Raw genomic sequence first — 14783 nt, 5'->3', positions numbered from 1 at the left:
TCCTTATACTGCTTCTTTATCGGTGAGTGGTGTAGGCTTAAATGTGTTGGTATTACCAACTCGACGGGACACATGCCAGCTGTCTTTGTTCTTAAAATACATCAATGTGCCCGTTATAATGAACGCTAAGCCAAGCAGACGGTATGTAACGATCTCGAATGGGATAAAAAAGATTACTTTGATGAGGTTGATTCGTGAATAGTGCATCCCGAACCGCCTGCTTACAATCATCATGACAGTACTTTGATAGCTTGCTAGAAAGATGGTGATGGTGAAAAGGGCTAGTGCAATCATAAAGTTATCTGCATTAAAGAGCAGCATGAATGGAATGATCACAATTGGAAAGGCGTTAAGTGTGCCTAAAAGCAATGCGTCTACTAAAAAGAAGATAGAGAGTCGAATGCCGAGCTTTCTGAAAAATGCTTTTTTGAAATGGAAGAAACAGTCGACAAATGCCTTTTGCCATCTGATTCGCTGTCCATATAGGTCGCGTAGAGTTGCTGGACATTCGGTGTAACAAATGGCTTCTGGAATAAAAATCAGTTTGCTTTGTTTGTATTTTTTATTTGTTTTAATGAGCTGATGGATCCTTAGGGTGACGTCCATATCTTCTCCAACAGTTTTTCTGTAGCCATTGATATCAAAGAGTGCTTGTTTTCTGAAGGCGCCGAATGCTCCAGCAATGACGACGATGGATTTCAGTCTTGCTTGGGTTAACTTGTGTAAGTAAAAGGCGGTTAGATATTGAATCACTTGATAGCGAATTAAGCCTGGAATTCGGAATGTTGGTGTGGGATTAGTAAAGTTACCTTCAAATCCCTGGCTTATTTGGACAAGTCCCCCAGCAGCAACGACGTCTTCTTGTTGAAAGTTAAGTGAGATCGCCTTTAGGGAAGCTGAATCAAGGACACTATCGGCGTCTAATGTAACAACGATTTCTTTTGCTGCATACTCTGTTCCAGCGTTTAGGGCATCTGCTTTTCCTCCATTTTCTTTATCGAGTAGGAAGATCTTTGGATATTTTTTTGACTGATAGACATCGCGTACTTCTTCATGCGGAATTTTGACGGCCGGTAATTTTCTGTACGTTGGTTCGAATTCAAGATTATCGATAAGAATTTTAAGGGTATCGTCTTCGGACCCATCGTTAACGAAGATGATTTCGTAATTGCTGTAATCTAAGTTTAGAATCCCTTGCATGCAGTTAAGAATCACTTTTTCCTCATTGTAGGCAGGTACGATCACGCTGATGCCTTTTTCTAGTTCCTGCTGATCTGGGTCCTTTTTGACATAGAACAATGGATATAGAATATATAAGAGCTGAAAGACGATAAAGAGAGCGAATAAACCAAGGGTGATATGTAGAAACATTAGCGATCATCTCCTATTCTTTGTAATACACGTACATAATCAATCTCGAACGTTTGCGGAAACACCGTAGACGCATAAGGACTACCCGGCCACTCCCCACCAACCGCCGTATTCAAATACAAATACATCGGCATATCCGGACTATACGCATCAGACTCAAACCGCTTCTCCCCATCAATAAACCACGCTATTTTCTCCGGTGACCATTCCACGGCGTAAGTGTGGTGCCTGTCACCTGTCGAATTTTCTAGTGTTACATGTGAAGAGTCAGTGTTAATTTTTCCGTTTTTGTCTATCCAGTGTTGGACCATCCATATTTTTTGTGGTTCGTGTCCGAGCATTTCGAGGATGTCAATTTCAGGGAGCCAAACGTTTTCAATATCTGGCATCATCCAGAAGGCGGGAAATATTCCTTGGCCTTGTGGAAGCTTTGCTCTGATTTCTGCTCTTCCGTATTGGAAGGTGAATGTATCTCTTGTATGCACTGCGCCGGAAGTATACTTGCGACCTTGATAGTTTTCTTTTTTACTGATGAGCTGTAGGTGATCATCCTTTACTTCAACGTTCTCAGGTCGGTAATAATGAAGCTCTTGATTTTTTTCTGATGCCCAATTTTCTGTAGACCATTTTTGTTCGTTTAATTCGTTTGTTTGGAATTCATCATTCCAAATTAGGTCCCAGCCATCTTTTTTATAGCTGTTAACAAGTTCTTGGTGCTTAAGAAATGCTACTTCTTCGGGTGCTTCTAAGCTTGCAGGTTCTTTGGTGCTTTTATTCATATGCGGTAATGACATTAGCGTTCTGTCACGCTCGTTTGTATCGTTAAAAGCTTGTCCATCAATTGTGGTAAGCCAGAGAAAGAAGATTAGTAATAAGCCTGTTTTCATCGCGGTCACATCCATCATTCGAAATTGAGATAGTACTATTTAAAGAACAGTATAATAAGGTGTTTTATTGTTTTGTTCTTTATAAAGAACTTATTTGTAGTATATATCGGAATGTTTCGAATGAAAAACATCAAATTCGTCCGTTTTAACGAATATTTGGTTGTTTATGTTCTTATTAAGGAACATTTTGTTCTTTATCGTAGAATATCGAGGTTTTTTGAGGTTTTTGATCATTGGTTTGAATTGTGGAGGACGAATGTGGTTCTTTTTATCCTACTTTATTAATATTTAATCGGTTTGCTAAAGAATGAGGGAAGGGCAATATTTCTCATGGTGAGAAGATTGCATACGCGTGCATTGTTATAGGTTAGACGAGTGTGATTGTTTAAGTGAATCACGATAGATAAGGTTTATTTACAAGGTTTTAAGTTACTAAGTGTTAAAAAAATGGAAAGGTGTGGATTTTTATATAAAGTTACAACATTTTTTATTGCGTAGTAACTATATACTGCACGAAAATGTCTAAGCTTTAGCTAATATATTTTGAAAGAATGTACTTGATAATTGCCAGTTGATAAAATAGGAATTTTAAAAAGTACAAGAGCCCTATGCGTCTTTCTTTACAGGTAATAAGAGCATGCGTAAACTAAACACATGCTGACTATTGATTAAAAAGGATATGATTTGCAAGTACCACGAAATTTGTTGGTTTATATGGAAGTGGAATACTGTTTGAAGGCTATGTTTATGATTATAGAAATAGATGAAGGGGTGATAAAATGAGAAGCAAGTTTGCAACCGTATTAAGAGTAGCTCCGAAGTTTTTTCAAATCGTGTTAAATGTGTCTCTTCTTTTCTTAGCAGCAGTGCTCTCGTTTTTACTAGTACAAGAGTTGTTTGCCTTCGCTTTTATAATAGGGACGGATGGTGTGAATGATTATAAGGAATTTCTCGCAAGAATTCTTATATTTTTCCTATATTTCGAGTTTATTGCAATGATCGTAAAATACTTTAAAGAGAATTACCATTTTCCATTAAGATACTTTTTGTATATTGGTATTACGGCAATGGTAAGATTAATCATTGTTGACTATGATCAACCCATTGATACGTTAGTTTATTCACTTGTAATATTGGTTCTCATTATTTGCTATTTCATTATTAATATTACACCACGCGAAAGACCAGAGGTAAATGCTTTATTGAAAAGGGAGAAGCAAGAGTAACTCTCTCCCAAGCTTAAATAGAAAATACACATAAAAAATTATCACCTTGACTTTATTAAAGAGTTAAGCGAGAACTGCATTAGTAAGCAATAGTAGAATACGGCGAACTTGTTGTCTTTCTGTTGTACATCCTATAAAAGTTTTGTAAAAAATAAAAAGTCTTATTCTTTTTTTTTGCTAAAAGAATAAGGCTTTTGTAGATTTATGGATAAGAGAATCGAAGCAATCAATTCATAGTTACTTCGATCCTTTTTATGAAGTTGGTATTGTTTAGGCGGATTCTAGAGCTGAAAAAAACTTCCTCTTAATTCGCGTTTCAGTCTATATAAATATGGTTTAAATTAATCTATAGATTCTAATTTGGAGACCATTCTCTGCTTCAACAGCCTCTGCCACCAATGCAGCACCATTCAAAAAGGCTAATGCTTCGCTATTTGTAATGATCTTAGGATGGGTTTGAAACAAAACATCTTTACAATTACTCTTAGCATTTCCATTATTCTCGATGAATATTTTGCACAAGGCGCCGGTATAATCGGTGCCATCTATTATGTATCTAGCTGAGAGGGTATGGTGACCGCTAGATTTATTTATAATTTGTGTATCTACTCCACCTTCTTGTATCTCGCCGTTAAAGTAATTTCCAGTGGCATGCCCCTTAAATGTGATCATCACTACAGAATCACCTTTATTATTATCTAAAGTTATTGTTTCATTTAATTGAATGTGAACAGTTAGTAATTCTTCAAGCTCCATTTTTTATCCTCCTCAAGTTTGGATTTAAACTATTCTGTGTGCTGAAATAAAGGTTTTTCTAAATGTGGCTGTTTTAGATTGGCAGCTAAAAATTTTTCCGTTATACGAAGAACTTCTGGATTCCATACACCCAGACCATGATCTGCACCAACTACCTTATAAAATAGCACGCTTTGCCCGTGGGCTTGTAACGCCTTGTACATCTCAATACTTTGATTAATATGAACGATTTTGTCACGTTCCCCGTGGATAATTAACATTGGAGGAAGGCTTTTATTTAAGTTTTGATGGATTGGGCTTGCCTGCTTAGCAAGATCAATACGGTCTTGCACATTTCCTCCAAGTAGTAAGCCTTCTGGGGAGTCAGCGGCATCATGGTCAAGAATGTCATTGTATTTTCCTAGTGTTAGGATATCTGTGATGCCGTAATAATCCACCACTGCACTTATTTCATCTGAAAATTCTTTATACAGGCCGTTATTATATTCCCCTGTAGTAAGACCTGTCATCAATGCTAGGTGCCCACCAGAAGAGTCACCCCATACAGCCACTTTATTCGGATTAATCCCGTATTTTTCTGCATGTTTTCGCATAAAACGGATAGCTGTCTTTACGTCTTCTAGTGCTGCAGGAAAGGGCGCTATATCTGTATCCCTGATTTCTACACTTGCGATCACATAGCCTTTTCTGGCAATGAGTGAAAGATTAGGGATAGCTGCATAAATATCTTGCTTTCTCCAAGCAGATCCTTGAATAAATACAATAAGCGGAAAAGTTTGAACTCCTCGCTCTGGTGATATGATCTGGAGCCTTCTTTCTATATCGCCGTAAGATGCATAGACAACATCTGATTGGTAGGTACAAGCATAATTGCCACTCTCAGGAAATTCGCCATACAAAACTTGTGTTCCTACTGGCATTTCATTTGCTGCTATATCTGCTCTATTTTTATCCATTTATAACACACACCTTTTTCAAGATTGATTATAACTATACTTCAACATGAATAAAGAAATCCCCTCTTTTTAACTTCCTAGCAATCTTTATTTTTTCTGCAGAGATAGGTGGTGCCTGTCACCTGTCGTTACCTGTCGTTTGGTGCTGTCATTTGGTGTTGGTTTTTGTCACATGGAGTATTTCCTGCAAACATGTGTGGGTTCGATTATTAACGAAAGACATAATCATCGTAGAGGCTTTTTGGAGATGGTGTTTTCTAATGATTTTGCTGTTTTGTTTTTCTTTCAGGCGAATAATAGATTTTGCTCGCATTTTTTTAAAAGTAATCGTGTAAAATGGAGGGAAGGTAGATTCGGAAATGGGGGATGGGAAGGATGAAGATTGCAGTTGCCGGAATGGGATATGTCGGTTTGTCGAATGCGGTATTACTCTCGCAGCGGCATGAAGTGGTTGTATTAGATATTGTGAAAGAGAAGGTCGAGATGCTCTTGGAAAAGAGATCGCCGCTAGCTGATCATGACATTCAAGCATTTTTAGAGAATGTGCCGCTTGATTTGACTGCTACAACGGAAGCGGATATTGCTTTTGATGAGGCAGCTTATGTTGTGATTGCAACTCCTACTAACTATGATCCAGAAAAGAAGTTTTTTGATACGAGCTCTGTAGAAGGTGTGATCGTGCAAGTTTTGGAGGTTAACCCTGAAGCGGTCATTATAGTTAAATCGACGGTTCCAGTTGGTTGGACTGAAAAAATGAAGAGTCAGTATAATACAGACGCTATAATTTTTTCCCCGGAGTTTTTAAGAGAGGGACAGGCGCTATATGATAACTTATATCCTTCGCGGATCGTGATAGGGGAACAGTCATCTCGAGCAAAAGCTTTTGCTAATTTGTTAGTGGAAGGTGCTAGGAAAGAAGATATTGATATTGTGTATACAGACGCGACGGAAGCAGAGGCTATTAAGCTATTTGCGAATACGTATCTCGCGATGCGTATATCTTTTTTCAATGAACTAGATTCCTATGCTGAATTGAGAGATTTAGATTCCAAGAAAATTATAGAGGGAATTGGGTACGATCCTAGGATTGGGATGCATTACAATAATCCTTCTTTTGGTTATGGTGGGTATTGCCTGCCGAAGGATACGAAACAGCTTTTAGCTAATTATGAGGATGTGCCGAATAACATTATGGGTGCGATTGTGGATGCAAATAAAACGCGGAAGGATCATATTGCCGCTCAGATTCTGTCGCGCGGTCCAAAGGTGGTTGGTATTTACCGTCTTACCATGAAAACAGGAGCTGATAATTTTAGAGATTCAGCGGTGCTTGGAGTGATGAGAAGAATTCAGGAGCAGGGAATTCCAGTTATTGTTTATGAACCAAGTTTAGATGAAAAGGAGTTCAACCAAGCCAGAGTGGAAAATAATATTGAAGCATTTAAAGAAGCGGTGGATATAATCGTAGCAAACCGAATCACCAAAGAGCTATCTGCCGTTTTAGATAAAGTTTATACTAGGGATTTGTATAGTAGGGATTAGGGGTGTGGTGCCTGTCACCCGTCGAAATTTGTCACTGCTCATGCGTGGCTTTAGATGCTATATATGTGAAACAGCCTAGCTCTTTTTGTGCTAGGCTGTATTTCTGTGTTGGAAAGGTGGTGCCTGTCACCTGTCGTTTGATGTCAGTCTATGTTTGATTTTGTTGGTGGCTTCTTCTGTGCTGTGTGCTGTTATGTTTATTATTTTATCTTCTGGATAGCTGATGGCGCTGTGCTTGTATTGTGGATCGTAGTAATAGGTTAGTAGTTGTTCTACTGCGTGTGCATAATTTTCACTTTTTAAGTCTTCTTCTATTTCTTTTGCTATTGGTGTGTGAATTCTTTTTTTGATCAGTTTATAGGCTTCGATGATTTTATCTGGATAGTTCCATGGCTGATAGTCTTCTAGAATGTGTTTAATTCTTTCTTCTAACGGCAGGAGAACAAAGACTTGCGTACTTTCTTCTTTTTTCTGAAATAGGTGATCAGGCATAGTTACTTTCCCGATTCGCTTACTTTCGCCTTCGATAAACACATAATTTTCCTCTTGGAAGGCTAGTAATTTTTCAACTAATTGAGCATCGAAGCACTTTTGATTGCTACCTTCTAGCCCAATTTCCCCGAAAATTGAACCTCGGTGGTTCGCCATCCCTTCTAAGTCAATCACAGGGTATCCTGCTTTTTCTAATTGCTTAAGGATAACGGTTTTACCTGAGCCGGTGTACCCGTTCAGTACATAAAGCTTTGGTTTAAAGTCAAGCGTTGCCAGCGTGTCGACTACCCATTCTCGGTAGGTGCGGTAGCCTCCCGTTAATCTGTTCGCTTTTATTCCCATTAAATCTAATACAGTAGCGGCGGTTTTACTGCGCATTCCACCACGCCAGCAGAAGACGGTAATAGGTGTATCGATTTGTTTAAAGGCTTGGATAAAGGTCGGGAGTTTGGCTGAGAAGATCTCAAGGCCACGCTCTTCGGCTGCTTTTGGACCGATTTGCTTGTACAGGGTTCCGACCTCGGCTCGTTCTGCGTCGCTAAAAATGGGAATATTGATACTGTCAGGTATGGTCGCTTCATAGAACTCACTAGGCGAACGAACGTCGACAATCGTATGTTCTTCTGTTTCCTGCAGCGCTCGTAACTTTTTTAAATCAATATCTGAAAACATGTTGCTGTCACTTCCTATTTCTATAGATTCCTACTTGATAGTGATATGTCCGGGTTTGCCTTCTGTTATTTCACCTATGATTGCTGCTTCTACTCCTTGTTCCCTGAGTGCTTGTAGGAGTGGGGTGGCTTCTTCGTCATTTAGTGCGATCAATAGGCCGCCTGACGTTACTGCGTCACAAAGGATCCACTGGTCGATCTGATCCATCGAGTCTTTGAAGGTGATGGCATCCTTCACATGCGCAAAGTTATTTTTGGTGCCACCTGGAACTGCGCCTTGTGTGGCGAGTTCTTTGACGCGAGGCAGGACCGGTACGTCTTGATAGTTGATCGTTATTTCTAAGTTACTTGCTGTTGCCATTTCGTAGGCATGTCCTAATAAACCGAAGCCGGTGACATCGGTGCAGGCATGGACGTCGAATGGTTCCATTGTTTCCGCTGCTGTTTTGTTTAGTGTGGCCATGACGCTTGTGACGCGCGCGATTTCTTCTTCTGTTAGTAAGTTATTTTTGATCGAGGTTGTCATGATGCCAACGCCGATTGGTTTCGTTAGGATTAGCTTGTCGCCGGGCTTTGCACCAGCATTTGTTCGGACTTTATCAGGGTGGACAGTTCCGGTAACGGCTAAACCGAATTTTGGTTCTTTGTCGTCGATAGAGTGACCACCGACTAGAGTAACGTTTGCCTCAGCTAGCTTGTCGCCTGCCCCGCGTAAGATGTCAGCAAGGATGCTTTTATCTAGGGTGGAAATTGGGAATGCGACGATATTAAGTGCTGTGATCGGTGTTCCGCCCATTGCGTAGACGTCACTGATTGCGTTTGCCGCTGCAATTTGACCAAACTGGTATGGGTCATCGACGATCGGTGTGAAGAAGTCGACGGTTTGCACAAGTGCAGTGGTTTCGTTCAGTTTATATACACCAGCATCATCGCTTGTATCTAAGCCGACTAATAGATTTGGATTTTTCACCGCTTGAGGGAGAGCGTGAAGCACCTCTTTCAAGTCAGCAGGACCAATCTTACAGCCACACCCCCCTTTAGAAGACAAAGAAGTAAGCTTAATCGGTTCAGTCATATGTATACATCCTTTCAAATGGTTAGCGTTTTCTTCTATTGTAGCATAGGGGTGGTGCCTGTCACCCGTCGAAGTGTGTAACATTTTGCAGATGAAAAATAGGAAATTGGATTAATTGGGCGGCGGGTGTGTGTGGTTTGAGGGATTTTATGTCTGGTTTTCATGATTTTGGGTGGTGCGTTGTGCGTGGAAAATGAAATTTATCGATTTTACAGGGTAGAGTGATGATTGTATGATCATAAGCATAATCCTCCACATTTAATTAGGATGTGATCCACTTGGGAAGAAAGCCCCGTATTTGGCTTCCAGATTGTTTTTACCACATTGTGTCCAGAGGAAATCGTCGCGAGCCTCTTTTTAATGATCAAGGTGATTACCACACGTTTCTCTACATCATTAAGCAAGTCTATGAAAAATTCCCCTTTGAAATAGCTTCTTTTTGCCTGCTCTCTAATCATTATCACCTTCAGATTCGTTCACGTGATGTTTCCATTTCTAAAATTATTGGACTAATTAATAAACGATATGCGGATTACTACAACCACAAGAATGAAATTTCTGGTCACCTATTTGAAAAGCGGTTTTATGATCAGATCATCACTTCTAGATTAAGTATGTTAAAGGTTAGTCGTTATATTCATCTCAATCCGATTGAAGCGGGTATAGTGGAGCGGATGGAGGATTATCCTTTCAGCAGTTATCGTTATTTTTTAGCAGATAAGATGGATTGTGAGATGATTCCATATTTTAAGGCAGATTTTCTGCTTGATCATTTTCCTGCTGACTCTATCAATGAAAGGATGTGGTTATACGAGCAATGGCTAATGAATGAAAATCTGAGTATAAAACAAAATTCATAAGGAAAGGGTTGAAGATTGTGCATGATGCTCCCATTATAACGACAAAAGCACTTCATTTTTTAAAAGAAAATGTGTTTCAAGCAGCAGAAATGAAGAAGAGTGGAAAACTGAATGAAATTTTGGAGAGATTCAAAGATAATAGTGAGAATGTATTTGTAATGCAGCATGACAAGGAAAAGAGTTTAAAAGCTGTTCTCATTGATTACACGTATTTTGAGAAGTTGTTGTCCTGTCAAGAATTGATGGATGACAGCTATAACCGTAAGCCAAAACCCGTGCATAAATTCGAGGATGAAGATGATTTCCTCACCTTTTTAGATGCGCAAGAAACCTGGGATAGTGAGTAAGAAGACAAGAGTGCTGCACCAGCTCAAAGCTGGTGTGGTGCTTTTTTTTATTGTTGATTTTGGGAAGAGATGATTCGACAGGTGACAGGCACCCCGTCCCCATATTATACTGAAAACTAACTGGGGTGATTTAATATGAGTGATAATGTAAAGGAATATGAGGATGATCCGAGGTTTAGGGTTGCTAATCGGGAGGCTCTGATTGGTTGTGCGATTGCTGCTGTTAATTTTATTTGGTGGTTGGGCTTTGCTTATGGTTTGGGCTCAAAGCCTGTGGATGAGTATACATATATTTTTGGATTTCCTGCTTGGTTTTTTTACAGCTGCATCGTGGGAACCATTGTTATTACGCTAGTGGTTATTTTTGTTGTGAAGAGATGGTACAAGGAAATTCCCCTTGATCAAGCAGAGGGGAGAGACGACGAATGAATTGGTCCGTTATTATTCCATTACTGCTATTTTTAGTTATTATTATTTTTATTGGATTATATTCTTCCAAATATGTAAAAAGCACGCATTCCTTCCTACATGAATACTTCCTTGGGAGTCGTAATCTTGGTGGGTTTATCTTAGCGATGACAATGGTTGCAACTTACGGAAGTGGTAGTAGCTTCTTAGGAGGCCCAGGAGCTGCTTATTCGATAGGTTTAGCTTGGGTATTACTTGCCATGTCACAGCTTGTAACCGGCTATTTTACGTTATCGATTTTAGGGAAAAAGTTTGCCATTATGGCGAGAAAAATAAAAGCTGTAACGCTGATTGACTTTTTGAATGAACGATACCGGAATAAATGGGTTGTGATTCTTAGTGCTTTAAGTATAGTGATATTCTTATTCTCAGCCATGGCTGCTCAGTGGGTAGGTGGAGCTAGACTAATTGAATCGATTACAGGTTTATCCTATACCACTGCAATTTTTATTTTCTCGATAACACTTTTAATATATGTTATTTTTGGTGGATTTAGAGCGGTTGTAATCACGGATGCTATCCAAGGCTCGATTATGCTTATCGGTACTATTGTAATTTTAATAGCGACTGTGGTTGCGGGTGGTGGTATTTCAAATATCATGCAAGAGCTTACTGCACAAAATCCTAATTTAGTAACACCCTATGGGGCAGATCGAACGCTTACGCCATTATACATTTCTTCTTTTTGGATATTAGTTGGAGTTGGTGTAGTAGGGTTGCCTCAAGTTGCTGTAAGAACAATGTCGTACCGCGATTCTAAGTCAATGCACCGGGCCCTAATGATCGGCACCATAACGGTCGGTGTGATCATGTTAGGGATGCATTTGACTGGTGTATTCGCAAGAGCAGTTCTACCAGGTATTGAAGACGCGGATAAGGTGATTCCACTTATTGCGATGGATGTGTTGCCGAATTGGATAGCTGGAATACTTCTTGCTGCACCACTCGCAGCGATTATGTCTACGGTAGATTCCTTGTTACTTGTGATCAGTTCATCCATTGTAAAGGACCTTTATATAAATTATAAAAATCCTAACGCAAATGAAAAAAGTGTGCGGATATTAAGTGGAATCGTAACCACAACAGTGGGGATATTGGTACTGTTTATGGCAATTGATCCACCTGATTTACTGATTTGGCTGAATCTATTTGCCTTTGGAGGTCTAGAAGCGGCTTTCATCTGGCCAATAATTTTGGGGTTATATTGGAAAAAAGGAAATGCTTACGGGGCAATAGCATCGATTGTGATCGGTGTATCAAGTTACTTTATCCTTTCTAGCTTATATACAAACCCACTCGGCATGCATGCCGTTGTAATTCCAGTACTCTTATCCCTAATAGGATACGTAATCGCAAGCTTACTCACACAAAACATCAATACACTTCAACAAAAAGAAATCATTAAGAAACTATGGAGTGCTTAGGGTGTGGTGCCTGTCACCCGTCGAATTATGGCGATTAAAGTAGGTTGTTTAGAGTGCGAGTACTAGGATGGAAATTCTAAGTTTGGCTTGAGATTCGGAATTAGTATGTGTTTTTTGAAAGTATTTATTTTTATATAAAAGAGTTTTAACTAGAAAAAAACCTTCTGCCCGTTAATATGAGCAGAAGGATTTTTTTATCTTATTATTTCCATGTACTAGGATGGTCATCAGAAACGATATCTAAATCTGCTGCAGCAGCGTTCATTTCAACTTGCTCAGGACTTTTACAACCTGGAATAACGCAGGATACGGCGTCATGCTTTAGACACCATGCTAATGCCCATTTCGCCATATCGACACCTTCAGGAACTTCTCTTGCTTTGATTTGTTCAACCATTTTCAATTGAATATCAATTTCTTCCTGATCACGTCTACTTCTAACCTTATCTTCGAATTTAACCCCAGGATGGTACTTACCGCTAAGAAATCCGCTTGCTAGAGGCACGCGAGCGAGTACACCGAGATCTTGCTCGAGACAGGATGGGAAAACTTCATCCTCAGGTTCCTGTTGTAAACGATTATAGACAACTTGAATCGCACTTGCATTTCGATCGGTAGCTTGTTTTGTTTGGTATATGTTTTGGTTGCTACCGATGGAAATACCTAGATTGCGAATTTTACCAGCCTGCATTTCTTTATCAAGCATGGTCCACAAGTCGTCATTATCGAAATCTTCATCAGCACCAGAATGGAACTGATAAAGATCAATATAATCTGTTTGAAGTGCTTTTAATGAATCATCTAGCTGTTTATTAACATCGTCAACCTTCCAGGCATGACTCCATTCCTCTTCCCAGTGGTGACCAAACTTAGATGCGATTACCCAGTCTTCACGATTATGACGAGAGAGATAGTCACCAATAAAAGATTCTGATAAGTGATGAGGGCCATAGCATTCAGCAGTATCAATCAAATTAATACCTACATCTTGAGCCTTATCTAAAATCGCATCGACCTCAGATTGTTTAAAATCCTTTCCCCAGTCACCACCAAATTGCCATGTTCCAACGCCAACAACAGACACCTTTAAATCAGTCTTTCCTAAACGACGATATTTCATCTTTTAAACACTCCTTAGAATAAAGATTATTCGACGGGTGACAGGCACCACTTCACCACTTATGCTTTGGCTTGCGGCGAATCAGTTTCTAGTTGCATAAACTCGATTCGGTTTCCGTCTGGATCTTTTGCCCAGCATTGAAAGTTTCTATCTTTTCCCCTTGTAGGTTCTACGTCAAGGGTGATACCATTTTTCTTTAACTGGTCTGCTATTTCTTGGATATCTTCTACTTCAAAGCAAACATGATCCATGCCAATCGCATCGTTTACTGCCTCAGCTTTGTTCTTTCCACCATGGAAAAGCTCTACGAATTGACCGGGAGCTACTTTTAAGTATTCTATCCAAGGATCCTCCGCGTCATTCCGAATCTCAAATGCATGCTTAAATCCTAAAATATCACAATAAAAATGTAGTGATTTTTCCATATCTTCTACCTTGATTGCTATATGACCAATACCTTTTATCATGCTGGGTTCCTCCTAAAGATTATTCGACAGGTGACAGGCACCTTTTCCACTATCCCAATATGCCTTCAATTTTCTCTTGGATTTCTGTGCTTAATTCAAGTTCGATTGCTTTTACGTTTTCTTCGACTTGGCTTGGTCTGCTTGCTCCTATTAATGCGCTTGATACGTTGGGTTGTCTTAATACCCATGCTAAAGCAAGGGTTGGTAAAGAAGTATTTAATTCTTCTGCAACATCTTTTAACTTATCCACTTTAACTAGATTATCATCGGTTAACACATTCGCGATGAAATTATTAATGGATTTATTTGCTGCTCGACTATCCTTTGGTACATCTTTACCCGAATACTTTCCGGTTAACACACCTTGAGCTAGAGGAGAGAATACTACTTGTCCAATGCCATATTTTTCACTAACTGGTATGATTTCTTTTTCAATAGAACGATTTAGCATGTTGTACTGAGGTTGATTGACAACTATACGATCCAATAAATTTTTATCTGCAATCCTAACCGCTTCTTCAATCTGAGCGGCGCTCCATTCACTTACACCTGCATATAGAATTTTACCTTGGCGGATCATGTCATCAAGTACACGAAGTGTTTCTTGTACTGGTGTCTCCGGATCATGACGATGACAATAAAATACATCCACATAATCTACGTTCATACGCTTTAAGCTTGCGTTTAATTGCTCTGAAATGTGCTTTCGAGATAATCCACGATCATTTGGTCCATCGCCCATAGGGAAGAAAGCTTTTGTTGTTAACACATAGGATTCACGAGGATATGCCTTTAGAGCAGAGGACATAGCCTTTTCTCCTTCTCCTCGCTCATAAACATTTGCAGAATCAAAGAAGTTGATCCCGAGATCGTATGCCTTATGAATTGTTTTTTCTGCTGTATTATCTTCTACCGATTTACCGTATGTTAACCAACTACCTAAACTTATTTCACTTACTTTTAGTCCTGATTTTCCTAAACGTCTGTATTTCATTTATCCTTCACTCCTATATAAAGATTATTCGACGGGTGACAGGCACCACATCATGATAGCGTTATCTTTATTGTAATGAATTTACTATCTAAAGGGAAGGAGTGAAATAATTGAAACGTAATTACGT

The 14783-nt window shown here is 39.4% G+C and carries 15 protein-coding genes; 6 read left to right on the top strand and 9 right to left on the bottom strand.

The annotated features are described in order from the left end of the window. Positions 1–3: 3 nt before the first annotated feature. A complete protein-coding gene (locus DFR57_RS01040) occupies positions 4–1371 on the bottom strand; it encodes a glycosyltransferase family 2 protein (protein WP_114351274.1) in 1368 nt (455 codons plus the stop codon). Continuing rightward, the gene (locus tag DFR57_RS01035) at positions 1371–2258 is read right to left on the bottom strand and encodes a glycoside hydrolase family 16 protein (protein ID WP_170132866.1); all 888 of its coding nucleotides are present in this window, start codon (positions 2256–2258) and stop codon (positions 1371–1373) included. Before DFR57_RS01035 ends, DFR57_RS01040 begins: the two co-directional genes overlap by 1 nt. 779 nt (positions 2259–3037) lie before the next feature. Between DFR57_RS01035 and psiE the strand changes: the two genes are divergently transcribed. After that, a complete protein-coding gene (gene psiE, locus DFR57_RS01030) occupies positions 3038–3484 on the top strand; it encodes a phosphate-starvation-inducible protein PsiE (protein WP_114351272.1) in 447 nt (148 codons plus the stop codon). A 336-nt stretch (positions 3485–3820) separates the two neighbouring features. Here the strand turns inward: psiE and DFR57_RS01025 are convergent, their stop codons facing one another. Both DFR57_RS01025 and DFR57_RS01020 read right to left on the bottom strand, forming a co-directional pair. Continuing rightward, a complete protein-coding gene (locus DFR57_RS01025; RefSeq protein WP_114351271.1) occupies positions 3821–4240 on the bottom strand; it encodes a DUF3237 family protein in 420 nt (139 codons plus the stop codon). A 29-nt stretch (positions 4241–4269) separates the two neighbouring features. Beyond that, positions 4270–5196 (bottom strand): alpha/beta hydrolase, encoded by a 927-nt coding sequence (locus DFR57_RS01020; RefSeq protein ID WP_114351270.1) that lies wholly within the window; start codon positions 5194–5196, stop codon positions 4270–4272. A gap of 375 nt (positions 5197–5571) precedes the next feature. On the opposite strand from DFR57_RS01020, the gene DFR57_RS01010 reads away from it, so the two are divergent. After that, on the top strand, positions 5572–6738 hold the full coding sequence (locus DFR57_RS01010; RefSeq protein ID WP_114351268.1) for a nucleotide sugar dehydrogenase: 1167 nt from the start codon (positions 5572–5574) through the stop codon (positions 6736–6738). A gap of 126 nt (positions 6739–6864) precedes the next feature. Here the strand turns inward: DFR57_RS01010 and mnmH are convergent, their stop codons facing one another. Together mnmH and selD are read right to left on the bottom strand one after the other, a co-directional pair. After that, positions 6865–7902 carry a tRNA 2-selenouridine(34) synthase MnmH gene (gene mnmH / locus DFR57_RS01005; RefSeq protein ID WP_114351267.1) on the bottom strand — a complete coding sequence of 346 codons (1038 nt, stop codon included), beginning with the start codon at positions 7900–7902 and terminating at the stop codon, positions 6865–6867. A gap of 30 nt (positions 7903–7932) precedes the next feature. Continuing rightward, positions 7933–8976, bottom strand: coding sequence for a selenide, water dikinase SelD (gene selD, locus DFR57_RS01000; protein ID WP_425450931.1), 1044 nt, complete (start codon positions 8974–8976; stop codon positions 7933–7935). A 278-nt stretch (positions 8977–9254) separates the two neighbouring features. Between selD and DFR57_RS00995 the strand changes: the two genes are divergently transcribed. The 4 genes from DFR57_RS00995 to panF all read left to right on the top strand — a co-directional run bounded on the left by DFR57_RS00995 (position 9255) and on the right by panF (position 12075). Then, the gene (locus DFR57_RS00995; protein ID WP_245937346.1) at positions 9255–9836 is read left to right on the top strand and encodes a transposase; all 582 of its coding nucleotides are present in this window, start codon (positions 9255–9257) and stop codon (positions 9834–9836) included. A gap of 17 nt (positions 9837–9853) precedes the next feature. After that, a complete protein-coding gene (locus DFR57_RS00990) occupies positions 9854–10183 on the top strand; it encodes a hypothetical protein (RefSeq protein WP_114351266.1) in 330 nt (109 codons plus the stop codon). 135 nt (positions 10184–10318) lie between these two features. Continuing rightward, positions 10319–10612 (top strand): YhdT family protein, encoded by a 294-nt coding sequence (locus tag DFR57_RS00985; protein WP_114351265.1) that lies wholly within the window; start codon positions 10319–10321, stop codon positions 10610–10612. After that, positions 10609–12075 carry a sodium/pantothenate symporter gene (panF, locus tag DFR57_RS00980; RefSeq protein ID WP_114351264.1) on the top strand — a complete coding sequence of 489 codons (1467 nt, stop codon included), beginning with the start codon at positions 10609–10611 and terminating at the stop codon, positions 12073–12075. Before DFR57_RS00985 ends, panF begins: the two co-directional genes overlap by 4 nt. 202 nt (positions 12076–12277) lie before the next feature. On the opposite strand, the gene DFR57_RS00975 is transcribed toward panF, so the two are convergent. Genes DFR57_RS00975 through DFR57_RS00965 form a run of 3 tightly spaced genes read right to left on the bottom strand, consistent with a single transcriptional unit; the run spans position 12278 to position 14656 of the window. Beyond that, complete coding sequence (locus DFR57_RS00975; protein WP_114351263.1) at positions 12278–13195, bottom strand: aldo/keto reductase; 918 nt, start codon at positions 13193–13195, stop codon at positions 12278–12280. Positions 13196–13254: 59 nt separating this feature from the next. After that, complete coding sequence (locus DFR57_RS00970) at positions 13255–13662, bottom strand: VOC family protein (protein WP_114351262.1); 408 nt, start codon at positions 13660–13662, stop codon at positions 13255–13257. Positions 13663–13711: 49 nt separating this feature from the next. Further along, positions 13712–14656, bottom strand: a complete 945-nt coding sequence (locus tag DFR57_RS00965; protein WP_114351261.1) for an aldo/keto reductase family protein — start codon at positions 14654–14656, stop codon at positions 13712–13714. Positions 14657–14783 lie beyond the last annotated feature (127 nt).

Origin of the sequence: Saliterribacillus persicus (assembly GCF_003337485.1) — a bacterium.
GTDB lineage: Bacteria > Bacillota > Bacilli > Bacillales > Amphibacillaceae > Saliterribacillus > Saliterribacillus persicus.
This window is presented reverse-complemented; position numbering and strand designations above follow the sequence as displayed.

What these genes read in the sequence shown, in the direction of transcription:
- DFR57_RS00985 (WP_114351265.1), top strand. Translation starts at nt 10,319, where the DNA reads ATGAGTGATAATGTAAAGGAATATGAGGATGATCCGAGGTTTAGGGTT.
- DFR57_RS01020 (WP_114351270.1), bottom strand. Translation starts at nt 5,196, where the DNA reads ATGGATAAAAATAGAGCAGATATAGCAGCAAATGAAATGCCAGTAGGA.
- psiE (WP_114351272.1), top strand. Translation starts at nt 3,038, where the DNA reads ATGAGAAGCAAGTTTGCAACCGTATTAAGAGTAGCTCCGAAGTTTTTT.
- DFR57_RS00970 (WP_114351262.1), bottom strand. Translation starts at nt 13,662, where the DNA reads ATGATAAAAGGTATTGGTCATATAGCAATCAAGGTAGAAGATATGGAA.
- DFR57_RS00975 (WP_114351263.1), bottom strand. Translation starts at nt 13,195, where the DNA reads ATGAAATATCGTCGTTTAGGAAAGACTGATTTAAAGGTGTCTGTTGTT.
- DFR57_RS00965 (WP_114351261.1), bottom strand. Translation starts at nt 14,656, where the DNA reads ATGAAATACAGACGTTTAGGAAAATCAGGACTAAAAGTAAGTGAAATA.
- DFR57_RS01040 (WP_114351274.1), bottom strand. Translation starts at nt 1,371, where the DNA reads ATGTTTCTACATATCACCCTTGGTTTATTCGCTCTCTTTATCGTCTTT.
- selD (WP_425450931.1), bottom strand. Translation starts at nt 8,976, where the DNA reads ATGACTGAACCGATTAAGCTTACTTCTTTGTCTTCTAAAGGGGGGTGT.
- panF (WP_114351264.1), top strand. Translation starts at nt 10,609, where the DNA reads ATGAATTGGTCCGTTATTATTCCATTACTGCTATTTTTAGTTATTATT.
- DFR57_RS01025 (WP_114351271.1), bottom strand. Translation starts at nt 4,240, where the DNA reads ATGGAGCTTGAAGAATTACTAACTGTTCACATTCAATTAAATGAAACA.
- DFR57_RS01035 (WP_170132866.1), bottom strand. Translation starts at nt 2,258, where the DNA reads ATGAAAACAGGCTTATTACTAATCTTCTTTCTCTGGCTTACCACAATT.
- mnmH (WP_114351267.1), bottom strand. Translation starts at nt 7,902, where the DNA reads ATGTTTTCAGATATTGATTTAAAAAAGTTACGAGCGCTGCAGGAAACA.
- DFR57_RS01010 (WP_114351268.1), top strand. Translation starts at nt 5,572, where the DNA reads ATGAAGATTGCAGTTGCCGGAATGGGATATGTCGGTTTGTCGAATGCG.